At 62.3% G+C, this 22,899-nt stretch carries 23 protein-coding genes; 6 read left to right on the top strand and 17 right to left on the bottom strand.

Translation table 11 applies throughout. From position 1 onward, the window contains the following. Window positions 1-101 precede the first annotated feature (101 nt). The gene (locus tag ACYG9V_RS14355) at window positions 102-842 is read left to right on the top strand and encodes a sulfotransferase family protein (protein ID WP_023693766.1); all 741 of its coding nucleotides are present in this window, start codon (window positions 102-104) and stop codon (window positions 840-842) included. 22 nt (window positions 843-864) lie between these two features. On the opposite strand, the gene ACYG9V_RS14350 is transcribed toward ACYG9V_RS14355, so the two are convergent. The 4 genes from ACYG9V_RS14350 to ACYG9V_RS14335 all read right to left on the bottom strand — a co-directional run bounded on the left by ACYG9V_RS14350 (window position 865) and on the right by ACYG9V_RS14335 (window position 2,686). Beyond that, window positions 865-1,053 carry a hypothetical protein gene (locus ACYG9V_RS14350; protein WP_023747801.1) on the bottom strand — a complete coding sequence of 63 codons (189 nt, stop codon included), beginning with the start codon at window positions 1,051-1,053 and terminating at the stop codon, window positions 865-867. 285 nt (window positions 1,054-1,338) lie between these two features. Next, entirely contained in the window at window positions 1,339-2,043 is a 705-nt protein-coding gene (locus tag ACYG9V_RS14345; RefSeq protein WP_352500359.1) for a Crp/Fnr family transcriptional regulator, read from the bottom strand. Window positions 2,044-2,216: 173 nt separating this feature from the next. Further along, a complete protein-coding gene (locus ACYG9V_RS14340; protein ID WP_023671410.1) occupies window positions 2,217-2,390 on the bottom strand; it encodes a hypothetical protein in 174 nt (57 codons plus the stop codon). Window positions 2,391-2,530: 140 nt separating this feature from the next. Further along, window positions 2,531-2,686: a DUF1127 domain-containing protein gene (locus ACYG9V_RS14335; RefSeq protein ID WP_023671409.1), complete on the bottom strand. Its 156-nt coding sequence runs from the start codon at window positions 2,684-2,686 to the stop codon at window positions 2,531-2,533. A 69-nt stretch (window positions 2,687-2,755) separates the two neighbouring features. On the opposite strand from ACYG9V_RS14335, the gene ACYG9V_RS14330 reads away from it, so the two are divergent. Together ACYG9V_RS14330 and ACYG9V_RS14325 are read left to right on the top strand one after the other, a co-directional pair. Then, entirely contained in the window at window positions 2,756-3,067 is a 312-nt protein-coding gene (locus ACYG9V_RS14330) for a hypothetical protein (protein WP_352710091.1), read from the top strand. Between the two features lie 218 nt (window positions 3,068-3,285). Then, entirely contained in the window at window positions 3,286-4,167 is an 882-nt protein-coding gene (locus tag ACYG9V_RS14325) for an SLC5/6 family protein (protein WP_352764510.1), read from the top strand. A gap of 23 nt (window positions 4,168-4,190) precedes the next feature. On the opposite strand, the gene ACYG9V_RS14320 is transcribed toward ACYG9V_RS14325, so the two are convergent. Next, window positions 4,191-4,370, bottom strand: coding sequence for a hypothetical protein (locus ACYG9V_RS14320; protein WP_352764507.1), 180 nt, complete (start codon window positions 4,368-4,370; stop codon window positions 4,191-4,193). A 680-nt stretch (window positions 4,371-5,050) separates the two neighbouring features. Here ACYG9V_RS14320 and ACYG9V_RS14315 point away from each other — a divergent pair. From ACYG9V_RS14315 to ACYG9V_RS14305, 3 genes are read left to right on the top strand one after another with little or no spacing between them, the layout of a single operon-like run. Then, window positions 5,051-5,731, top strand: a complete 681-nt coding sequence (locus ACYG9V_RS14315; RefSeq protein ID WP_352764504.1) for a vWA domain-containing protein — start codon at window positions 5,051-5,053, stop codon at window positions 5,729-5,731. Then, entirely contained in the window at window positions 5,713-6,501 is a 789-nt protein-coding gene (locus ACYG9V_RS14310; RefSeq protein WP_352764501.1) for a PP2C family serine/threonine-protein phosphatase, read from the top strand. The genes ACYG9V_RS14315 and ACYG9V_RS14310 overlap by 19 nt, the downstream gene beginning before the upstream one ends. Beyond that, window positions 6,498-8,999 (top strand): peptidoglycan-binding protein, encoded by a 2,502-nt coding sequence (locus tag ACYG9V_RS14305; RefSeq protein WP_460221964.1) that lies wholly within the window; start codon window positions 6,498-6,500, stop codon window positions 8,997-8,999. Before ACYG9V_RS14310 ends, ACYG9V_RS14305 begins: the two co-directional genes overlap by 4 nt. A 166-nt stretch (window positions 9,000-9,165) precedes the next feature. On the opposite strand, the gene ACYG9V_RS14300 is transcribed toward ACYG9V_RS14305, so the two are convergent. The 12 genes from ACYG9V_RS14300 to ACYG9V_RS14245 form a co-directional block, all read right to left on the bottom strand. Further along, a complete protein-coding gene (locus tag ACYG9V_RS14300) occupies window positions 9,166-10,149 on the bottom strand; it encodes a substrate-binding domain-containing protein (RefSeq protein WP_023689831.1) in 984 nt (327 codons plus the stop codon). Between the two features lie 120 nt (window positions 10,150-10,269). Then, complete coding sequence (locus ACYG9V_RS14295) at window positions 10,270-11,322, bottom strand: ABC transporter permease (RefSeq protein WP_023705098.1); 1,053 nt, start codon at window positions 11,320-11,322, stop codon at window positions 10,270-10,272. Then, window positions 11,322-12,839, bottom strand: coding sequence for a sugar ABC transporter ATP-binding protein (locus tag ACYG9V_RS14290; RefSeq protein WP_352764495.1), 1,518 nt, complete (start codon window positions 12,837-12,839; stop codon window positions 11,322-11,324). Before ACYG9V_RS14290 ends, ACYG9V_RS14295 begins: the two co-directional genes overlap by 1 nt. Further along, the gene (locus tag ACYG9V_RS14285; protein WP_023814831.1) at window positions 12,836-13,849 is read right to left on the bottom strand and encodes a LacI family DNA-binding transcriptional regulator; all 1,014 of its coding nucleotides are present in this window, start codon (window positions 13,847-13,849) and stop codon (window positions 12,836-12,838) included. Before ACYG9V_RS14285 ends, ACYG9V_RS14290 begins: the two co-directional genes overlap by 4 nt. Window positions 13,850-14,113: 264 nt before the next feature. Then, on the bottom strand, window positions 14,114-14,578 hold the full coding sequence (locus ACYG9V_RS14280; RefSeq protein ID WP_352445915.1) for a GFA family protein: 465 nt from the start codon (window positions 14,576-14,578) through the stop codon (window positions 14,114-14,116). A gap of 31 nt (window positions 14,579-14,609) precedes the next feature. Next, on the bottom strand, window positions 14,610-15,146 hold the full coding sequence (locus ACYG9V_RS14275; RefSeq protein ID WP_023712542.1) for an isochorismatase family protein: 537 nt from the start codon (window positions 15,144-15,146) through the stop codon (window positions 14,610-14,612). Between the two features lie 80 nt (window positions 15,147-15,226). Then, window positions 15,227-17,233, bottom strand: a complete 2,007-nt coding sequence (locus ACYG9V_RS14270) for an amidase (RefSeq protein WP_352764490.1) — start codon at window positions 17,231-17,233, stop codon at window positions 15,227-15,229. 99 nt (window positions 17,234-17,332) lie between these two features. Then, window positions 17,333-19,363 carry an SEL1-like repeat protein gene (locus tag ACYG9V_RS14265; protein WP_352764488.1) on the bottom strand — a complete coding sequence of 677 codons (2,031 nt, stop codon included), beginning with the start codon at window positions 19,361-19,363 and terminating at the stop codon, window positions 17,333-17,335. Window positions 19,364-19,443: 80 nt separating this feature from the next. Then, window positions 19,444-21,051, bottom strand: a complete 1,608-nt coding sequence (locus ACYG9V_RS14260; RefSeq protein WP_352497244.1) for a WD40 repeat domain-containing protein — start codon at window positions 21,049-21,051, stop codon at window positions 19,444-19,446. A gap of 106 nt (window positions 21,052-21,157) precedes the next feature. After that, on the bottom strand, window positions 21,158-21,928 hold the full coding sequence (locus tag ACYG9V_RS14255) for an exodeoxyribonuclease III (protein ID WP_023703074.1): 771 nt from the start codon (window positions 21,926-21,928) through the stop codon (window positions 21,158-21,160). Window positions 21,929-21,935: 7 nt separating this feature from the next. After that, window positions 21,936-22,583, bottom strand: a complete 648-nt coding sequence (locus tag ACYG9V_RS14250; RefSeq protein ID WP_023712537.1) for an alpha/beta hydrolase family protein — start codon at window positions 22,581-22,583, stop codon at window positions 21,936-21,938. Continuing rightward, window positions 22,573-22,893, bottom strand: a complete 321-nt coding sequence (locus tag ACYG9V_RS14245; protein ID WP_352764483.1) for a hypothetical protein — start codon at window positions 22,891-22,893, stop codon at window positions 22,573-22,575. The genes ACYG9V_RS14250 and ACYG9V_RS14245 overlap by 11 nt, the downstream gene beginning before the upstream one ends. Window positions 22,894-22,899: the final 6 nt, after the last annotated feature.

The following is a 22,899-nucleotide window of genomic DNA, read 5'->3' as shown; positions in this document are numbered from 1 at the left end:
GCTGCACAGGGAAAATTGTTGCGCGCCGAGGGGCGCGGATGCAACCTCATTCCGAGCGGACCGGCATAAAAAGAAAAGCGGTCTCAACAAGGGGGGTTAAAATGACGCTTGAGCTCATCGGGGCCGGATTCGGCCGCACCGGCACATGGTCGACCTTTGCCGCGCTGAACAGGCTGGGCCTTCCCAGCTACCACATGCAGGAAGTCATCCTCAACAAGGCCAACAAGGGCCATCTCGACTTCTGGCGCAAGGTGGCCAACAGCCCGCCCGGCAGCCAGCACGACTGGACCAGAGTCTTTGCCAATTACAAGGCGACGGTCGACAATCCGGGATGCTGCGTGTGGCGCGAATTGATGGCCGCCTATCCCGACGCCAAGGTGCTGCTCACCCTGCATCCGCGCGGCGCCGAGGCCTGGTACGACAGCACCATCGACACCATCCACTTCACCGAGACATTGTGGCAGTTCAAGGTGCTGGAATGGCTGACGCCGTTCGGCCGCAAATTCGGCGACATGTCGCACAGACTGATCTGGGGCCGCACGCTTGCCGGCGTGATGGACGACCGCGCCAAGGCGGTGGCGCGCTATAACGCCTACACCGAGGAGGTGATAGCGGCCGTGCCGCCGGAGAAGCTTCTGGTGTTCAAGGTCAGCGATGGCTGGGCGCCGCTCTGCGGCTTCCTCGGCGTGGCGCTGCCCAACGAGCCCTTCCCCAACCTCAACGACCGCGAAAGCGTGAAGAAGATCATCCGAGACATCATCAAGGGCAGCTACATCATGCTGGGGCTGTCGGTGGCGGCGGTGCTTGCGGCGATCGCGGCGCTGTGGTGGTGGCTGGGGTAGCCGCCGGACCGTCAGAATATTGCTACTTGCGCGTGATCCAGCCGAGCAGATCCGGCTCGACGTCTTCGTGGTCGGTCAGGTCGCGAACCAGGGAAGCGGCGAGCGCGCGCCACCGCTTTTCCGGGACATTGTCTTCCATCACCGATTTGATGAAGGCGGCGCGCAGGATGGCGCAATCGAAGGCGGTTACATCGAAAAGCAGTTCTGCCATTTCGGTTTTCCCCGTTCACATCGGGCGCGCGAGCCTGTCGAAGCCTCAGGCGCCAGCGCCCCATATACATGGTCGACGACAGCAGATTCATACTCTTGCCGAACCAAGGTTCAACACAATTCGATTGTACGGTTTTTACCAAGCGATTGCGGTTCGTTGCCCGCTTTTGCGCCGATGATAGATTTGCCGGGCGGCCTCTCCCCAGATGGCCGCAAATGGCCGGCGCGGCTCTGGCAACATGCTTTCACCGGCATTCGCGTCGGCCATTTCCAGCCCGTGCCAGGCTCAGCCCAGCAGCCGTTCGTATTCGGCCTCGGCCTGGCCGTAGAAACCATCGGCGACGGCGATCAGGCCATCCCGGTCGCGAATGACGATCTCGCCGCGCCGCGACCGGATCAGGCCGCGCCCTTCCAGGATCTGCAGGCCGATGGTGACGCCCGGACGCCTGACGCCGAGCATGACGGACAGGAACTCATGCGTGATCTGGATCTGATGGCCGACCACCCTGTCGTCACACATCAGGAGCCATCTGGCCAGCCGATCCTCGAGCTTGGCGCGGGCATTGCTCAGCGCTGTGGATTTGGTCTGGCCGTGCAGATAATGGGCATAGCGCAGCAGGAAGGCGCGAAGCGTCGGGCTTTTCTGCAACGCTGCCTTGAACGGCTCGGAACCGATGCACACCGCCTCGCCCGGCATCTGCATGTAGCAGTCATGGGGCGCCCAGTCGGCGCCCATCACCAAGGCGGAGCCCGACATGCCTTCGTGGCCGATGATGCCGACCTCGGTGTCCAGGCCCGGCCGGTTCCTCGCCACCACCGAGGCCAGGCCGTTTTCCAGGAAGCAGACCGAGGCGACCGGCTCGCCCGCCATTTCGAGCGGGGCTTTGAGATCGAGCACACGATGGTGCAAATGCGGCGCAAGCAGTGCGAAGTCGGCCGGGTTCATGCGGCGCAAGAGGCCGCTTTTCTCCTTGCTGACCGACTGGTCCATCGCTCTCTCCCGTCAAGGGCAAGAGCACATGTCATCTCCCAGCCGTCGGCGCCCTGCCCAAATGCAAACGGTCATTGGACGATAGCTGACTCGGATTCAGCCATTGTACTTCGTACAAAACCGACAAATCAGGGGCGACGCCCCATCAATCAATCCAGCAGCTTTTTCCTGGATCAGCGCTTCGGGCGGTCAGCCGCAACCATGCGCGCTTCGCGCACGATGGACGAGCGATCGTTGCCGATCAGCGATGCGATCTCTTGTATCTGCTGCTCGGAGGCCCCGGTTTCCCGCGCCAAGGCCGCGAGCGTCTCGGCGCTCAGACCGGACTGTCTCGGTTGCTCCGCCATGGCTCCAATGCCTCCTGTCGGGGCAGGAGTGCGATGGTCGCTCCCAAGCGTCAGCGCCCATTGATGTGGCCGACGATGCTGCACTGTACGCTTCCGAACAATCGATGGCGAGCGATATATTAGCGACGCTGGATGCGGCCCTAGAACGGCAGCCTTATCTCATCGATCGACCTCGACTCCGTCCAGCCAATGTCCTTCTGGATCTCCGTCGGCAGCGCATTCAGTGCGCGGACGGTCTTCCTGTGCTTGCTGGCGCGCGCCAGGGCAGCGCGAATTCTGCTGAGACTTTCAAACATCGGTTACCTCCATGCAGCAGCAGAGCGCTGCCTTAGGCCCGCTCTTGCGCCACCTCTGTAACCGATCGATTGCGCGGCAACGGTGAAGCGCTTCACAAACCGATGCCGCCAGAAACATTTGTATACAAATCAATTCAGGGAACGGGAGAGTCGCTAAGGAGGCCGCGCCAGACTGCCCGCGTCCAAAAGGCCGATATCCGCGTCGAGCTTGCGGGACGCTGGACCAAGGGCATCTGCAATTTCGAGAAAATGGGCGGCATGCACCATTTCGGCGGCACGGCGAGCGAGCAGACCGACTTCCGTCACAGCGTGGCGGTGAAGCTCGACCATGCGAAGTTTTGCGATCTGATCGTGGCTGCGCTGGAGCGGCTCAAGGGGTGACTCCCTCTTCCCGGGCAATCGCGTAGGATGCGCCGCCTTATGCGATTGCCCTGCCCTCCGGCGTCCGCCCGCCTCGGCTATGGACGAATCCCATCATGCGCAATAAGGATGGGGTCTGCCGTGGCGCTTTCGCGCCGAGGCAGGCGACGTTCGATCAATGACGCTGCGCCGGGCGCCTTTGACGCCCCGCAAAAGTGTCGATACCGGGGGATCTGGTCATGACCGACAACAAGCCGACCGTAGACGTAACCAAGGACTGGCAAGCAACGCAGGGCCAGAAGTCCGGGGCCACGCGGCTGCGCCTGTTCGCCGTGCTGTCGTGGGTCATCGCCATTGGCGGCGAGATCGCCGGGATCGTACTGCTCTACAAGCACAAATTCGACCAGGGCAACCTGCCGCTGCTGATCGGCATCCTGGTCGGGATCGCGATCTTCGCCATCGCCGGCAGCCTGCTCTGGAAGGCGGCCAACCGGAAGGACCCGGCCCGCGAATCCGACACGTTCCGGTTCTTCGTCCAGAACCAGCTCGGCGCGATCATCACCCTGATTGCCTTCCTGCCGCTGGTTATCTTGATCCTCAACGACAAGAACATGGACCCGAAGAGCAAGAAGGTGGCCGGCGGCATCGGCGCCGTGCTGGCCGTGCTGGCGACGCTGATCGGGGTCAGCTACCAGCCGCCATCGGTTGAGCAGTACACGCAGGACATGAACACCTGCGCGCAACAGATCAAGGCGGGGCAGCCGACCACGGCCTGTTCGCCCGAAGTCGCCGCCCAGGCGCAGGCGATCGCCACCGACTCCACCACGGTGGCCGCGGCGACGAAGGACGCGGCACACCCCAATGGCCAGGATATCGTTTACTGGATCGCGCCGGAAAACGGCGCCGCCAAGTCCGACACCGAGCACGTCTTCCACCTCTGCGCAGCGGTCAGCCCGCTGAAGGACAAGACCGTCAACAGCGGCTCGGTAACGCAAGCCTACGCCCAGAACGCCATCCGCATCACCAAGCAGATCGAGATGGAACAGAAGCAGTGCGGGTTTACGGCGGCGGCCGCCGCAGCGCCCGTGGCACCCGCGCCAGCGCCCGCTCCTGCGCAATAAATCCGAAATGGTCAGGATGTCGTCTACCGGATCGCGCCGGAAAACGGCGCCGCCAAGTCCGACACCGAGCATGTCTTCCACCTCTGCGCAGCCGTCAGCCCGCTGAAGGACAAGACCGTCAACAGCGGCTCGGTGACGGAAGCCCAGAACGCCATCCGCATCACCAGGCAGATCGAGATGGAACAGAAGTAGTGCGGATTCACGACCACGCCGTGAGGCCGGCTAAACCGGTATGCGGAGCCAGAAGAGATCGCCGAGGCGGTGGCCTTCCTCGCCGGCCCGAGCGCGCTTCATCAACGAGCAGGCCATCCGCGTCGATGGCGGTTTCACGATCTTCCGGCGTGAGTGGCCGCCGTTGGCACCGGTTGGCGAGTGAACTGATGCCAATGTCCGATCATGGCGCGAAGCGGCCATGATCGACCCGGCCGCCTTCAGCCCGATTCCGTCACAGCTTGCGAAGCCACATGGCTCATGCTTAGCTGCTCCTACTTTGGGAGGGTAAATAACGATCGCAGCAACCACAGTTGCGGTGATCCTGCTGCTTTCAATATCGCAACGCCAAATCGGATCTCAAAAAGATTCGCGAATGGGATATTGCGACCACTTTGATAGGGAAGATACTGCAACATATTGTTATTGGGCGGAATTATGCAAATAGGAATTAGAAAGCCGAGTATCAGAAAGAGCTTGGCGGCCAGAGCTTCGCCGAAGCGCGCCATTAAAAACGCGCTGGGCGTGCGGGCACCTCGCGGATACGGCTGGTTCACCAACCCAAGGCGAGCGGCCTACAATCGCATATACGCGAGAACAAGCTTCAGCCTTTTGAGTTTTCTGAAATCTTTATTCCGATAGCCACCTACCCAGCCCTCTTCCGGAGCACGAAATGAGCGAAGAATACCAGCAGGAGCCCTTTGGGAATGCCGTCTTTGCTGAAAATCCAGAGAATCGTTGTCCAGTATTGCTGCTGCTGGACAATTCCGGATCGATGGGTGGGAAGCCGATTTCTGAACTCAACGCAGGGCTTCAAGTTTTCCGCGATGAACTTTTCGCAGATTCATTGGCCGCAAAACGTGTCGAAGCGGCGGTAGTCACTTTTGGTCCGGTTAAGGTCGAGACGGATTTCGTGGGAATACAGCACTTTTACCCTCCAACATTGGAGCCGGAGGCCGACACTCCGATGGGCGCTGCCATTGAGCATGGACTCGATTTGCTACGAATTCGGAAGGAATTGTATAAAGTAAATGGCATTTCCTACTATCGACCGTGGGTCTTCTTGATAACCGACGGTGGACCAACGGATTCGTGGGCGCGTGCCGCACAACTCATTCGCGATGGCGAAAAGAACAAGGCATTTATGTTTTATGCCGTCGGGGTGGAGGGAGCAAACTTCGACGTGCTAAAGCAAATCAGTGTGCGAGAGCCACTCAAACTGAAAGGGCTACGCTTTCGTGACCTGTTCGAGTGGCTGTCTGCGTCACTTTCGTCTGTTTCGCGATCCCAGCCCAGCGACGAAGTACCTTTGTCTAATCCGGCCGCACCCAATGGATGGGCGGTAGCTGGATGACGCTTCGCCGGTGGAGTTGGGTTGGAGCCTGCTCAACCGGAACCTCTCACCTGAGGGCAGGTACAGGCTGCGATGACGCTGGCGCTTGCATCGAAGTTGATGCTCCACTTGGCTCCAGTCTGATACTTGTCGTGTCTGACGGCGCTGGCAGTGCTGAACACTCCAGCGTTGGTTCCCAAATAGTCACGCGGACATTTTGCGAGTCCGTAGATTTGTTTTTGCGTAGTGGCGGCGCAGCCTTCGAGATCAACACCGAGGTAGCCAACGAATGGATAGATGACATCCGTGACCGGTTAGCGGTGGCAGCAAGGCGCAAAGGAACCTCATTAAAAGCGTTTGCCTCAACTTTGGTCGGATGCGTAATCCAATCCGACGTTACCGTTGTAATTCATGTAGGCGATGGCGCATGCGCACTTCGACTTACTGGTGACTCGGAATGGCATGTTCCCAGCTGGCCGGCACAAGGTGAATTTGCCTCTACTACGTTCTTTGTAACAGATGACCCGTACCCGAATTTTAGAATCACTCGAACCATCGGTACGGTCGATGAAGTAGCGGTATTCTCAGACGGGCTTGAGCGGCTAGCTTTGGATTTTGGCTCGAAATCTGCCTTTGCACCCTTCTTTGACTCAATGTTCAATGCCATCAGAGACAAAGAACCCGGTCGGCAGCGCGGGCTTTCCGCAAGTCTCAGGCACTTCCTCGACAGTTCGTCGGTGGGCGAGCGAACCGATGATGACAAGACCTTGGTTATGGCACGCCGAGTATGACGACCTTACGGTCCGGAGAAGGTGAAGTCGTTCATCTAGGCGCCGAGATTGGCCGAGGAGGCGAAGGCACGGTCTATTCGATCCAAGGCAAACCTGGATTTGCGGCAAAAATTTACAAACCCGAACTAGCGCCAGAACGTCAGGTTAAGATCGTGGCGATGACGGCAGCTAGATGGCAAACGTCGCATTTTGTAGCGTTTCCAGTCGACACCTTATTCAATGCCAGTGGAATGTTCTGTGGTTTTAGCATGCCTAAGGTAGGCAGCCATAGAGCTGTGCATGAACTGTACTCACCCACAGGCCGCAAGAGCGCCTTTCCCCAGGCAACCTATCCGTTCCTCGTCCGGTGCGTTGTCAACATCGCGCGAGCAATGGCAGGTGTTCATGCAACAGGATGCGTCATTGGTGACATCAACCATTCGGGAATTCTGGTATCCAAGACTGCCACTGTTACTCTAATCGACTCCGACTCCTTCCAAGTCCGGCGCGACGGACATTTTTTTCCGTGCAAAGTGGGAGTTCAGGAGTTTACCCCGCCTGAGTTGCAGGGAAAGCCGCTCGACAGAGTTCTCAGGACTGAAAACCACGATGCGTTCGGCTTGGCGGTACTGCTGTTCTACACCCTTTTCATGGGACGCCACCCCTATGCAGGCCGCTATCTTGGGACCGGTGATATGCCGATGGATCGAGCCATCGCTGAGTTCCGATTTGCTTATTCAGCCCGACGAACTGCTACGCAAATGGAGCCACCGCCAAATGTGCCAAGTCTGACTGATTTACCGCTAAAAATGGCGGACGCGTTTGAACTTTCATTTGGACCCGCCGGTTCAACGTCAGGCCGTCCTACCGCAAAGGAATGGATCGCTCTTCTTACGGAAGCCGAAGTCGAGCTTGTGCGCTGTACAGCAAACATCGGTCATCATCACTTCCGTCAAGCAGGTTCTTGTCCTTGGTGCCGTATGGAGAAAGCCTATCCGGGCTTCCAAGCGTTCGCGCCTGTTGTGCCCGCGATAGCTGTCTCTGCCCCTATAAATTTGGCTCAACTCATCAGCATGGTCCGGAATGTTCCCGATCCTGGCCCCCCACCGACATTAAATAGCTTGATCTCCACGCCCCTAAATCTAAGCCCGAGTTCCGCAATAAAAGCCTTACAGTCCTTCCGTGTGAAGCGACTTTCAACGGCCATGCTTTGCGGCGCGGCAGGGGTTGCTGCCTCCGCATTTCAGGGTATCGGACCAGTGGTACCACTGGTTGGTTTAGGTGCATTCGCGATTACGATGTTTTCTGCCTTTTCTGGCAAAGGCAGTCGTGCAACCTTTGATAATCGGGTAACTGAAGCAGATCGATTATGGAAAGACAAGGAGGCTAGCTTTTCTGCCGCTGCCGGCAATCAAACGTTCAGCCGGATCAGAGGCGATGCTAACTCATTAATAGTTCAGATACAGAAACTCGCAGAAGAAGAGCAACGGCGGATCAGCGACCTTGCGTCTAAGGTTCAGCAAGCTCAGTTGATACGGTTCCTAGAAGGGCACTCGATTGAAAATGCCAAAATTAAAGGTTTAGGGACAGCCAGAAAGCTAATTCTTCGTTCCTACGGGATAGAAACTGCCGCAGATGTTGAGCGAGGTAGAATCGAACGCATTCACGGATTTGGCCCGGCTAAGGCTCGGACACTGATAGCGTGGCGACGCTCTATGGAAGCGAAGTTTAAATTCGATCCAAGGCGAGGCGTGGATCCTCGTGATATAGCTGCTGTGAAGGCAGACATCGCAAAGCGACAATTTGATGGTGGAACGCGACTAAAAAACACAATTTCTGCGCTTCACAAAGCTTCCGCCGATGCTCTGACCATTAGGGGTGACCCTCATATTGCGGAGCAGGAGGCATATACAAACCTAGAACAAGCTAGAGTAGATCAACGTGCTATTGCTTTTGACCGAGGTAGCAAAACGCAACTAACATTTATTGCTGTCCTTTCTTTCTTCATAGGCCTGTCACCTCATTTCGCAACTCCGAAGGTCCCAAAGATGCCGTCTCCACGGGCAGCGGAAGTCGAGGTGCGGCCGGGAGACTTGGCCAAACCGATGCCGAATATCGTTGAACGACCTATTGAGGCACCGGGCAATGAAAAATCGGGCACGCGGGCGCCGACAGAACCGCCGACGTTGAATTTGCCGCCCCCAGAACAAACAACCGACGGATCCCAGCAGCTTGATTCCGAAGCACCACCGCTACCGCCTCCGAGAGAAATAAAAACGGTGCCAAATGGTCCCCCACCCGTCGTATCCCCACCTTTGCTGAACCTAGCAGACAAAGTTGATGCTGCTCGCGTGCAACGGCAATTGAAAGCTCTTGGCTTTCTAACGGGCGAAGCCGACGGGATCTGGGGCAGGCAATCACGTGCCGCGTTGCAGGCTTTCCGGGTAGCCAATCGCCTAGGAAGAGATGACCTGTGGGATACCGAAACTCAGGAACGGCTACTTGATTTCGCCTGGTGATCGTCGAGCGTATCGACCAGCCAGCCCAAATAGATTCCTGCTCGCGGATCGGCAGCGTTGAAGCAATTGCCGAGTGCCAGAGCAACCTGCTGTTTCTGGCAAAAACACGCAAGGCCCCTCGCGGGGCCTTGCGTACCAACCTCTGTCGTAGAGCGCCTCCGCCCCCTCACTTGCCCATCAGCTGCTTGGCATTCTCGGCCGTGATTGCGGTGGTTTCCACCGTCACCGTCTTGTCCACCTCGGTCGCGCAATCGAGCAGGATCTTTTTCGACATTTCGATCGCTTCCTTGGCGCCGGTCGGGTAGGTGAAGGTTGCGACCCAGTCGCCCTTGGCGACGGCTTCGATGCCGCCGGCCGGGCCTGGCAGGCCGTCGGTGCCGATGATCTTGACGTCCTTGCCCGCGCCCTTGGCGGCAAGCAGCGCGCCGGCGGCCATCATGTCGTTGGAGGCGTAGAGTACCTTGATGTCAGGGTGCGCCTGCAGCATGGCGGCGAAGGCGACCTGCGCCTTGTCCGGCACCCAGTCGGCGGCCTGCTCGGCGACGATCTGGACCTTCGGGTTGCCTTTCACGCCTTCCTTGAAGCCGTTGAGGCGCTCCACCGCCGGCGTCGAGCTCGGCAGGCCTTGCAGCACCGCCGCCTCGCCGCCATCGGGCAGCAGCGTCTTGGCGGTGTACTTTCCGGCTTCCTCGGCGATCTTGAAATTGTCGCCGCCGATGAAGGCGGTGTAGTCCTTGCCGGGGTCGCCGACCGTCTTGCGGTCAAGCTCGATTACCGGGATGCCGGCATCCATGGCGCGCTTCACCGCCGGCGTCAGCGGTGCCGCCTCGAAGGGCGAGATCAGCAGGATGTCGACCTTCTGGGTGATGAAATTGTCGACCTGCGAGGTCTGCGTGTTGACGTTGCCGGCGCCGTCGGCAATCTGCAGCGTGAAGCCGGGCACTTCCTTGGCCGCCGCCTCCAGCTCGTCATTGACGTGCTGGCGGTAGGGCTCGGCATTGTTGGCCTGCGAAAAGCCGATGACGAACTGGCCGTCCTTGGCGCAGGCTTTCACCAGCGGCTCGGCGGCGTAAGCGGAGCCTGCAATGCACAGGCCGGCGCCTGCCAGCAGCACGGCCTTGAGGGTCGATCCTCTTAGTGTCGTTTTCATAACTCACTCTCCTCCTCGTCCGGCCGGGGGGCCAGACCTTGGTTTGACGTTCACGTGTTGCCGTCTCCTCCTTGTTTGTTTGTGCATGTCGTCATCGCAAAACCTTTTGCGCGACATGCACTAACGACCCAACCCCTCGCGGCGGCGAACGAGGGACTGAAGCACTGCCGCCAAAACGATGATCGCGGCGGTCGCGAGCAGCTGCATGGCGGGCGTGATGTTGTTGAGCTGCAGGATGTTGGCGAGTGCGCCCAGCATGATAGTGCCGGCAACGGTGCCGACCATCGAGCCGGCGCCGCCGAACAGGCTGGTGCCGCCGATGACCACGGCGGCGATGGCCGTCAGCTCATAGCCCATGCCGTCATTGGCGCTGCCGAAATTGAACTGGCCGGCATGGACGATGCCGGCAAGGGCGGCGGCAAAGCCGGTGATGGCGTAGACCGAGATTTTCACCATCGACACCGGCACGCCGGATATGCGCGCGGCGCGCTCATTGCCGCCGACGGCAAAGACATAGCGGCCGAAGCGCGTGGTGTTGAGCACGATGGTGGCGATCGCGGCAAAGACGACGAACACAAGCGTCGCCACCGGCACGGTGTTGTTGAACAGCCGCTCGCCCAGCACGGCGAACACCGGCGGCGCCAGGCCCGGCCCTTCGCCATAGGAAATGTTGATGTACTGGTTGCCGGAGACGACCAGCGCCAAGCCGCGCGCGGCCTGCAGGCCAGCCAGCGTGACGATGAACGGCTCCAGCCGGAAACGGGTCGAGATGGTGCCCTGGATGGCGCCGAAGACGATGCCCAAAGCGAGCACGGCGAGGATGGTGGGGATCAGGCCGAAGCCGCCGGAGATCATCATCGAGGCGGTGACGACGCTGGACAGGCCAAGCACCGCGCCGACCGACAGGTCGATGCCGGCGGTGATGATGACGAAGGTCATGCCGATGGCGATGATGCCGGTCTCCGACACGGCGCGCACGATGTTGGCGATGTTGTCGGGGTTGAGGAACAGGATCTCGCCGTGGCGGCGCGGCGAGAAGATGATGCCGCCGATCGCCACCAGCACCAGGCCGATCAGGCTCTGGAAGCGCACGATGAGCGCCAGCGGGTCGCGATGCTTTTGAGGCGCCGCCATCACCGGGCTCGCTGCCACTGGATTGTTGTCCTGAGACATCAGGCCTCCCTGCCGTTAGCCGCGGCCAGCACCGTGTGCTCGTCGACGCCGCCCATGAATTCCGCCACATTGCGCCCCTGGCGCAGCACCACGACGCGGTCGCACAGACCGATCAGCTCCGGCATCTCGCTGGACGCCACCAGAATGCCGAGCCCTTGCGCGGCGAGTGCCCTGAGCCGCTGGTAGATCTCGCCCTTGGCGCCGACATCGACGCCGCGCGTCGGCTCGTCGAGAAGCAACAGGCGCGGATTGCCGAGGATCTCCTTGGCCAGCACCACCTTCTGCTGGTTGCCGCCCGACAGCGCGCCGACGGCGGTGTCGGGGTTCTTCGGCCGGATATCGAACTGACCGAAGGATTCCTTCACCGCCTCGGCCTGGCGGCGCGGCGAGACCAGCCAGTTCGGCGAGATCCTGGATATGACCGACATCACCAGATTGAGGCCGACCGCCATGCGCAGCATCAGGCCCGAGCCCCGGCGATCGTCGGTGACGAAGGCGATGCCGGCGTGGCGGGCAGCACTGATCGAATCCAGTTTCACCGGCTTGCCCGATATGGCGACCTCGCCCTCCCAGCGGCCCGACAGGCCGGTGCCGTAGAGCGCGGACAGCAGCTCGGTGCGCCCTGCCCCCATGATGCCGGCAAGACCGACGATCTCGCCTTCATGGACATCGAGCGAAACGCCTTGCGGCGCCTGCCAGCCGGCGCTGTCGCGGGCGAGTTTGAAGCTGGCGTTCCTCAGGTTGAGCAGCGGCTTGCCCGCGGCCTTGGCGCGTTGGGGATAGAGTTCGTCCAGCGGACGCCCGACCAGCAGCCGCACCAGCTCCGCCTGCGGCGCGTGCGGCTCGGTGATGCCGGCGACGCGGCCGTCGCGCATCACCGTCACCCGGTCGGCAATCCCTGGCACTTCCTCCAGCCGATGCGAGATATAGACGATGCCGACGCCGGTGGCTGCGAGTTTTCTCATGATGTCGAACAGCCGCTCGACTTCGCCGACGGTAAGTGCGGCCGTCGGCTCGTCCATGATCAGCACGCGCGAGGCGTAGGACAGCGCCTTGACGATCGCCACCACCTGGCGCTGGCCGATCGACAGGTCCGCCACCATGGCGGACGGATCGATGGCGATCTCGATCGCCTCCAGCCGCTTCTTCGCCTCACGGCGCATTGCCGGCACGTCGAGGAAGCCGCCCGGAAGCATCAGTTCGCGGCCGAGGAAAAGATTGGCCGCGACATCCAGCGACGGCACCAGGTCGAGCTCCTGGAAGATGGTGGCGATGCCCGCCGCTTGCGCCTCGCGCGGGTTGTTGAAGCGCACGGGTCTGCCGTCGATCTCGATCATGCCTTCGTCCGGCGTGTAGACGCCCGACAGAAGGTTCATCAGCGTCGACTTGCCGGCGCCGTTTTCGCCGAGCAGCGCATGGATCTCGCCCGCCTTGAGGTCGAAGTCGACGCCGCGCAGCGCCTGCACGCCGCCGAAGCGTTTGACGGCGCCGGTCATCACCAGCAGCGGCGCGGTCATGTTAGCCTCGTGTGGGTCGGCCTCCCGCAGGAGGCGCGCGCCCGCAGCGTCGCCTGCAGCCGCACCGAACGCGGCTCTGAACCGGTCGCCGCGATGCGGGCGCTGAGCAGGGCTGCCGCCTGCCTGCCTATCTCGGTGCAGGGCTGGGCAACCAGCGTCAGGCGCGGTTCGAAACAATCGGCCCATTCGAAATCGTCGAAGCCGGCCAGCGACAGATCGCCCGGAATGGTGAGGCCCTTTTCGCGGATGGCGCGGACGGCTCCGATCGTCGTCATGTTGTTGCCGGTGACCAATGCGGTTGGTGGCGACGGCAGCGACAGGATGGCGTGGGTGGATGCGGTCGCCGCCGCCGTGTCGACATTCTCGGCCGAGAGATAGCGCGGCACGCACTCAAGTCCATTGGCGGCGAGCGAAGCCTGGAACGCCTCGATGCGCTCGCGCGTCGTCGTCAGGCCGGGCTGTCCGGCGATATAGCCGATGCGCTTGTGGCCGAAGGAGGCGACATGGTCGATCAGCGCGCGCATCGACGTTTCGTTCTCGACGCCGATCTGGTCGAAGCGCTGGTCGGCGAAACGGTCAATCAGAACGCATGGCATCTTCTTGTCGGCGAGGTAATCGATGGCGCGCTGCGGCGAGCCCGACGGGGCCAGGATGACGCCGTCGACGCGGCGCTGATGGAAAGCGCGCACCACCTGCAGTTCGCGGTCGGGATCCTCCTGGGTATCCGACAGAAACACCATCAGCCCAAGCCGTGCGCATTCGGCCTCGACCGCGCAGATGATGTCGGTGAAATAAGGGTTGGAGATTGCCGAGATCGCCAGGCCGACGCTGTTGGTGGTTGAGGCCTTCAGCGAGCGCGCCAGCTCGTTGGGCTGGTAGCCCATGGCGGCAATGGCGTCGTTGATCAGCCTCGCCTTTTCCAGCGAAACGAAGCGCGTGTTGTTGACGACATGCGAGACGGTCGACACCGACACGCCGGCGCGCCGCGCCACTTCAGCCATAGTCGGCAAGACATATCAGCGCCTGCAAGCGCTCCTCCCTATGCGTTTCCCGTCCGCTCTGATGGCGGATTTCAAGGGAGCTTAGGGCGATCGAAACGTTTGCGCAATCGATTCGATGAAATTTTTAGCGGGGCTTATCTCCCCCCTCAAGGGGGAGATGTCGCCGAAGGCGACAGAGGGGGTCGCCGCGCGTGAAGCGCCAACCTTCCATCTGCAGCAAGGACGTCGAGCCCAGTCGCACCGACCCCCTCTGGCCTGCTGGCCATCTCCCCCTCAAGGGGGGAGATTCGCAGTTTCCGCAAACTCGGCCACCAGCCCCTCATATTCCTCAAAGGCCGGCAGCGCCTCGTAACTGTGCACCGCAGGCGTGGTTGCCCAAGGCAGCTTCTCGCTGGTCCATGTCTCGATGAACGGCGTGAACCAGCCAGGCTCGTCGAGCATGGTCGGACGCAGATTGACGAACCAGTCGAGCCCTTCGGGGCGCGTGAACATCCAGCTCATGCAATGTGGGCAGAAGTAATGACGCGAGGCGCCGTGCAGTCCGCCGATCACCGGCTCGCCTTGCATGATCTCGAACCCGTCCGAGGGAATGGCAGCGCTCAGCGAATAGGCGCTGGCCGACATGCGCTGGCAGCCGATGCAATGGCAAGCCATGGTCAAAAGCGGTTTTGCGGAAATCTTGAGCCGCACACGTCCGCAGCGGCATCCGCCTTCGGCCGGCAATTTCAGGGTTGGCACGGCAGTCTCCCACTCTTCGAAGCGCGGTGCTTCAGTCGCCGGTCAGCGCCTTCGTCGTCACCAGCGTGACGCCGGCATCGGTGAAGTCCGCATTGTACCGGGCGATGATCTCGGTCGCGGTTTCGCCTTCAGTGTCCAGCGTCGAGTGCGCATCGGAAACGACAGTGACGCCGAAGCCTTCGGCCAGGGCGCCCTTGACGGTGCCGGCGATGCAGAAATCGGTCTGCGCTCCGGCGAGCACGACTTCGCCGGCCCCCTGCCCGGCCACCCAGGCGCCAAGCTCGGCATTCGAGAAGGCGTTACGGACGGTCTTGGAGAATGTCGGCTCGTCCTTGGCCTGGCCGAGTTCCGGCCATACCGGCCAACCCGGCTCGCCCGGCGCCAGCGGATCGCCGGCCGGCCCGTCATGCCGCACGAACGCTATCCGGCGCCCCTCGCGCCGCGCCCAGCCGATCAGCGAGCGGGTACGCTCGGCTATGCCCGGCGCATCATGGATCGGCGGCTCGACGCGCCCGTCGAACATGTTGGTCTGGAGATCGATGACGATGAGGGGAGCGAGGTTTGACATGGCGCGAAGATAACGCGGGCGATGGGAGGGTCAAGACGGCGAAGCTGCTGATCTCCCCCTTGGGGAGATTACCTGTACCCTCACCCGATTCCACCCGCGACCACGTAAGCACCAGCCGTGCGTCCATCCTCCAGCCGCATGACGGCCGTAACGATCGACCCGTAAGCGCCTCGCCACACACTGTGCATTCTTTCGTGCTCGCCGGCCGGCACCAGGATGCGACCGTGAAAGCTTGTGCCGCTGCGCCGCAGAGCGACCGGTTCGCCATTGACGTGAACCTTGACGCCAGCGGTCTCCGCATCGAGTTCAACCGTCACGGCGATCTCGGCCTGGTCTCCTTGCCCCATCGCCTCCGCAACAAGCCTGAGTGCCGGCGGCGGCGCATCGCTGGACTTCGATCCACCATGTTGCGCAAACACATCGCCCGGCAATTCCGGCGTGCGCGGCGGGGCCGTGCGGCGTTGGGTGGCGCGCTCGTAATCGCCGGCGAGCCGCAGCAACTCCGCATCATCATAGGCCTTGCCCGCAAAGGTCAGCCCGACCGGCATGCCGATATCGGCCATCGTTCCCATAGGCACGGTGACGGTCGGGATGCCAAGATGACGCCACACCAGATTGCCATTGGCAACCCAGGTGCCGTTGCGCCAGGCGATTGCTGCAGAGGTCTCGTTGACGTCGGCATCGGCCGGGCCGACATCGGCGACCGCCGGCAGCACGACAGCGTCGAGCCTGTGCTCGTCCAGCCAGTCCTCGAAGTCGATGCGCCGCGTCGCCTCCAATCCCTTCAGACCTTCCGCCAGCGTTGGGATATCCAGCAATGGCATCACGCCCTGCTTGACGCTCGTGACGTAGTCGGCCAGATCGAAACCGTCGTCGCCATAGCGGTCCGGCAGCGCGCCCGGCGGCTGCGGGAAAATCTTTGGGCCGTCGACCGCAGCCAGGTCGGGGACCACCGGATCGGCATTGGCGCGCAGGAAATCGTCCCAGCCCCAGATGCAGAGATCCCAGATTTCGCGCTCGGCGAATGCTTCCGGCACCAGCCCGCGTTCGACCATGGTTTTTGTGCCCGGACGGTCGCGCTCATAGTTCGAGACGACGGGGAAATCGACCTCGACCACCTCCGCGCCGAGCTTTTCCAGATCACGCGCCGCCTGCCGCCAGAGGTCGAACACCGAGGCGCGGGTCTCGATGGGTTTGGGCGCGCCGCCGTCGCGGCCGATATACATTTTCGGCACGCCGAGGCGTTTGCCTTTCAACGAGCCCTCCAAGGCGAGTGTAGTGTAGCTTGGCGGCCTGAGAGCAGCGCTTTTCGCGATCGACACCCAGGGCTGCGCGCGCCAGAAATCGCCGCGCGTCTCGGTATCGTCGGCGACGATCACGTCGAGCAGCTCCAGCATGTCGGCAATGCCGCGCGTGTGCGGCACCACCACATCCATGGTCGGCACCAGCGGCCAGTTGCCCCTGACCGAAATGACGCCGCGCGACGGCGTGTAGGCGACAAGTGCATTGTTGGACGCCGGCGCGCGGCCGGAAGACCATGTCTCCTCGCCCAGCCCGAAAGCGGCAAAGCTGGCGGCGGTCGCGGTGCCGGAACCGTTGGACGAGCCGGAAGCGAAGGCGGCGGTCAGGTAATCTGCATTGTAGGGGCTTTCGGCCCGGCCATAGACGCCACGCTGCATGCCGCCATTCGCCATTGGCGGCATGTTGGTCAGCCCGATCAGCACAGCACCACCGGCCCTCAGCCTGGCAATGGTGAAAGCGTCCTCATTGGCGACGAGATGCTCGAAGGCGGGCGAGCCAGCAGCCACCGTCAGGCCCTTCACCTTATAGCTGTCCTTGGCGGTGTAGGGGATGCCGTCGAGCGGCCCGAGGGTGGCGCCATTGCGCCGCCGCAGGTCGGACGCCGCCGCCTCCTCGAACATTGCCGGGTTAAGCACCGCCACGGCATTGAGCGCGATGCCATGGCGGTCGTAATGCGCGATGCGCCTGAGATACGCGCCGGCCAGCTCGACGCTGGTGACGGTACCGTCTTCCAACGCGCGCCGCAGATCGGCAATCGAGGCTTCGACGATGTGGAGGTTGGGCATGGGATTCTCGAGGTGCAGCGGCAAATGAGTCTTCGCATCGTGCGATGCGAGTGTCACGCCTCAAACGGAAGGCGTGACGGCGACGCTTATGCACTCGGCTCACAGCATCTTGCTGTCGAGCTGGCCGTTTTCCTTCATCAGGTCGAGATAGGTCTTGGCGCCGGAACTGCCGTGGCCTGCCGCCTTGAAGAACCATTTGGCGGCTTCCTTGTAGTTTGGTTTCCCATCGACGCCGCGGTAGTAGAGCGAGCCCAGACTGAACTCGGCATCGACGCTGCCGGCCTTTGCGGCTTCCAGCCACCAGGACTCGGCAGCCTTGTCGTCTCTGGCAATGCCCACGCCGTTGGCCGAGGCATACGCTAAGGCTAGCTGGGCATCGACATTTCCCTGCCGCGCCGCCTTGAGCCACCAGCCCGCCGCATCCGCACTGCTTTGCGCAACGCCAACACCCTCGGAATAGGCTGTGCCGAGCGCTTTCTGCGCGAATGCATTGCGCTGGTCGGCGGCTTTGCGCCAGAGCCTTGCCGCCTGAACGGGGTCCTTCGTTACGCCTAGACCATCCCAATACAGTCCACCGAGAGCGAACTGCGCCAGGTCATTGTCCTTGTCGGCAGCCTTGCTCAGCCACTCGAATGCCTGCCTTTCATCCTTCCCGACGCCCTGCCCGTCCCGATACCCGACCCCGACATTATACTGCGCTACCACATGGCCTTGGACAGCAGCCTTCATCCACCATCGGAAGGCCAGATCATTGTCTTGCGCAACGCCGCGGCCCTGGCTGTAGAGGATACCAAGCAGATATTGAGCGTCGGCGTTTCGCCCGTCGGACGCCTTTTGCGCCCAAGTCGCGGCCGACGCATCGTCCCGTCCCACGCCTTCGCCGAGCGAATACGCCCGGGCCAGATTGGCACCGGCTTCGGCATTCCCCGCTTCCGCGGCCTTGCGCCACCAATAGACCGCCTGCTCGGCGCTCTTCTCGACGCCTTGGCCCATCGAATAATATCCGCCCAGATTCGACTGGGCGAACACAAAGCCCTGATTGGCGGCCTTGCTCATCCACGCAAACGCCTGGCCGTCGTCCCTAGGGGTGCCTTTTCCCTGGCCATAAGCGGCCGCCACCGCGTATTGCGCTTCTGTCAGACCGGTGGTTGCGGCCTTCATCCACCACCCGAACGCAAGGCGGTCATCCTGCTCAACGCCGTGGCCCCGCGAATACAAAGTGCCCAGCAAAGCCTGGGCATTCGGCTCACCCAGATCGGCTGCCTTTCTCACCCACACTATGGCGGCCTGATCATCCTTCTTGACGCCTTGGTTACGATAGTAGGCGCGTCCGAGACAGAAAGCGGCCTCCAGGCTTCCTTGGTCAGCCGCCTTGCGCCACCATGAGGCAGCCTGCTCGAAGCTTTGCGCAACACCCCGACCCTGCGCATACAGGACGCCGAGGGCGTACTGAGCGTTCGCATTGCCCTTGTCGGCTGACTGCCTGGAAAACTTCAACGCCAGTTGATCGTTTCTTTCGACCCCTTGGCCATTTAAATAGACTTGGCCGAGAGAATATTCAGCCTCCCCGCTCCCCTGATCGGCCGCCTTGCGCCACCAATAGAGCGCCTGCTCATAACTTTGCGCGACCCCTTGGCCCTGCCAGTACAACACGCCGAGCTGGTACTGCCCATTCATGTTGTCTTTATCGGCGGCCTTTCGTGAGAAACTCTCGGCAAGCCGACTGTCCTTTTCAACGCCCCTGCCCATAAGGTAGGCCTGACCCAGTGCTGCTATGGCTTCCGCATTGCCGCCATCGGCGGATTTCTTCCACCAATACACCGCCTGGCTGTCGTTCTGAGCCACGCCCTCACCGCGCCAGTACAGCGCACCAAGCTGGCCTTTTGCGTCAACATTGCCAGCGTCCGCCATGATCTTCATTTGACGGAATACCTCGGCATAATCCTTTGCCTGGAGAGCCGCTGCACCCTTTTGTGCCGCTGACCACTGCACATAGTAATTTCGGCCAGGACCGAGCAGCACAAAAGCCGCCAGCAACACCAGAACGACGGTAAGGACCCCTCGGCGACGCGACGTGGGCGGGCTGTAGACAGGTGTATCCACTTTGGGCGCCCAGTCGTTGTTGCTCACCGTCCCCAATCCATTTGCAGCCACCAGTAATCCATAGCGCAAGCCAGGCTGTTCTGGAATATCCAAAGCATTTGATGTCGCTACTGCGGTGCGCCGGCGAACAGGATTTCGCCATCGCCGCCAGCCGCCGGCCAATCCCTGATGGTCCGATCGTCGCCGCCGGTGACCAGTGTGCCGTCGGTGGCGAAGGCAACGGCGTAGATCGGGCCGGTGCGGCTGTCGAACATGGCGATCTGGTCTCCAGTGCCGAGATCCCACAGCCGCGCCGTGCCGTCGAGCGAGCCGGAGGCCAGGCGCTTGCCGTCGGCCGACAGCGCCAGCGTATAGACGGTGCCTTCGTGGCCCTCGAAGCGGCGCAATTCCCTAAACGTGTCGAGGTCCCAGAGCTTGATCGTGTAGTCGCCGCTGCCGGTGACGACATGATGGCCGTCGGCGGTGAAGACGGCGCCGTAGGTGCCCTGCTCGTGGCCGTGCCAGCTTCGCAATTGCTTGCCGCTTTCGACGTCCCAGAATTTCAGCGTGCCGTCGATGGAGCCGCTCAGCGCGCGCGTGCCGTCGGGCGAGATTGCGACCGTGCTGATCGGCCAGTCATGTCCGGTCATCACATGCAGCACCGATTTGTTGACGAGATCCCAGACGATGACGTTGCCGGTGTCGTGGCCACTGACGGCGCGCTTGCCGTCCGGGCTGATCGCCAGCTTACGCACGCCGCCATTCGCGCCCGACGAGAAGACATGCAGCACCGCGCCGTCGGCAAGCTTTCGCAGCACGATCTCGCCATCGTCGCCGGCGGTCAGCGCGGTTGCGCCGTCGGGCATGAACAGCGCCGTGCGCGCCATGTCCTTGTGTTCACCAAGGTTGCGGATCAGCCGCTTGCCGGCGATGTCCCAGAGCTTGATCATATGGTCGGTGCTGGCGCTCATGACGTCGCGGCCATCGGCCGAGACGGCGAGCCAGACGACGGCGTCGCGGTGGCCGTCGGGCTCGGTCGGCAGCGCCGGCGGAGGCGGCGGCAACGGCGCGACGGTTTGCGGTGGCGTGGCCGGAGCCGGCGGTGGAGCAGTCTCCGGTGGCGGTGTCGCCGGAGCGAGTGCGACTTGTGGCGGCTGAGGGGGAGCAGCCGGAGGCGTAGGCTGCGCCGGCTCGGGCGGTTTGGCTGCCTGCACCGGCGGAGTTGGCTCGGGCGGCATGGTGACCTGCGGCGAACTCGGCGGGGCCGGTGGCGTCGCCAGGTCCGGCGGGACACCGTCGATGCCCTGGTCCTTCGGCTCGGCTTTGGGTTCGTTCGGGGCGGCCACCTCAGCGCCCGGGCCGGCGTCACGCGCCCAAGGGAAGTGGTCGGCCAGCAGCGCCAACACGGCGAGCACCGGCAACATGAGGAAGGCGCGCCGCAGACCGGGGCGGCCCTTTGGGTCGATCTCGGCGTCGCGGCCAAAAAGCGGCGTTCCAGCAGGCTGGCTTCGCCGACCCGGCAGCAGTCCGGCCCAGAACAACAGGGCGCCAAGCAGGCAAAGCCCGCCGACGGTCAGGAACACCACCGGTCGCAGCGTGGCTGGGCCGTGCAGCATGTGATCGATCCCGCTCCAGCTGAAATCTCTGTCGCCGAGCAGCAGATACGCCCGCACCAGACAAGCCAAAGCGGCCGCCAGCAGCGGAAGCGCAAACAGCCTTTCGGCCAACCTGTCCATCGGACTCCCCCTCCGGTGCCGCACCTTGCTCATCATGCGGCCGCCGCAGCGAAACAAATAGCGCAAAACTGCGCCCACGAAAGTGGGCGCGATCACGCAGCCAAATTCACTTCAATTCGACCCATACCGGCGCGTGGTCGCTGGCGCCGTCCTCACCTCTGACATCGCGGTCGATGCCGGCAGCGGTGAGGCGGCGCGCCAGTTTCTTCGACAGCAAGATGTGGTCGAGCCGCAGCCCGGCATCGCGCGGCCAGCGGTTGCGGCGATAATCCCAGAATGTGTAGAGCGTTTCCTTCGGATGCTTCTTGCGGAGCGCATCGGTCCAGCCCTGCTCGAGCAGACGCTGGAACGACGCCCGGCTTTCCGGCTGCACCAGCGCGTTGTCGTCATAGGAGCGGGTGGCGTAGATGTCGCGCGGCTCGGGCACGATGTTGTAGTCGCCGACCAGCGCCACCGGCAGGCCGGTGTCGAACAGTTCTGCGGCATGCGCCTCCAGCCGCGCGTGCCACGCCAGCTTGTACTGGAATTTCGGCCCCGGCTGCGGGTTGCCGTTGGGCGCGTAGAGACAAGCGATGACGATGCCGTTCACGGCCGCCTCGATGTAGCGGCTCTGCTTGTCGGCGGTATCGCCGGGCAGGACGTCACGGGTCAGCACCGGCTTGGACCCGCGCGCGAGTATGGCGACGCCATTCCAGGTCGGTTCGCCCTTCCACACCGCGCCGTAGCCGGCCGCCGCAAGCGCCGTGCGCGGAAACTGCGTGTCGCGGGCCTTCAGCTCCTGCAGGCAGACGACATCGGGCTTGGCTGCCGCCAGCCACGCCAGCAGGTTTTGCAGCCGGCTGTTGATGTTGTTGATATTGAAGGTGGCGATTTGCATTTGGCGATCAGGAAACGATCCGCCCTGTCCACGCCTTCACCGTCCCGGCCAGCGTCTTCAAATGATCGGCGGTCGAAAAACCCGACACGCTCTTGCGCGGCTTGAGGTCGTGGTCGCCATCCTCCAGCCAGATCACCTCGATGGCTTTGGAAAGGCCGTAGGTCGCGACCTCTTCTTTCGTGCCGAACTCGTCGCGGGTGCCCTGGAAGATCAGCGTCGGCGTCTTGAGGTCGGCGAGATGTTTTGTCCTGAGCTGCTCTGGCTTGGCCGGCGGATGAAAGGGATAGCCGAGGCAGACGAGGCCCGAAATCTCGCCCTTGGCGAACATCTCGTCGGCAACCATCGAGGCGACGCGCCCGCCCATCGACTTGCCGCCGATGATGAGCGGCCCGGTGACGCCCATGGCTCTCAGATCGGCGATGGCCTTTATGTATTCCGGGTTGACCGTCTCGGCGCGCGGCGGCGGCTTGCGCTGGCCATAGCGGCGGGCCGCCATATAGTGGAATTCAAAGCGCGCGACCTGGAAGCCGGCGGTGGCGAGCGCCTTGGCGGTGGCGGTCATCGAAGGCGAATCCATCGATGCGCCGGCGCCGTGGGCCAGCACGATGGTGACCGGGGCTGTGTCAAAGCCGTCGAAGAGGAAGCTAGTGGGCATCAGGCTGCGGGACCCCGATATAGTGGTAGGTGGTTTTGGAACCGTGAACTTCCTTACGCCACTGCTCCGGATGCAGGGTAACATGGGTGAAAATGACTGCAAAAAACCCCACGAGCACGATGAAGAATGGCCGGCCGAAGCAAACGCGCTGCTTGTTCGACATACGGTCCTCGGGGCGCTGGGGAAATGGCCAAGTTCTGCGGTTGTAATATGTGGCCCAATTGATTTTGCTGTCTTCGAAAAAATTCCAGCCATTGCTCCAGTAGAAGAGCAGCTCGCGGGCCTCCCGCACCGCCAAACGATGAAGCACGCGGTT

It is taken from the genome of Mesorhizobium sp. W016 (genome assembly GCF_054719485.1).
This window is presented reverse-complemented; position numbering and strand designations above follow the sequence as displayed.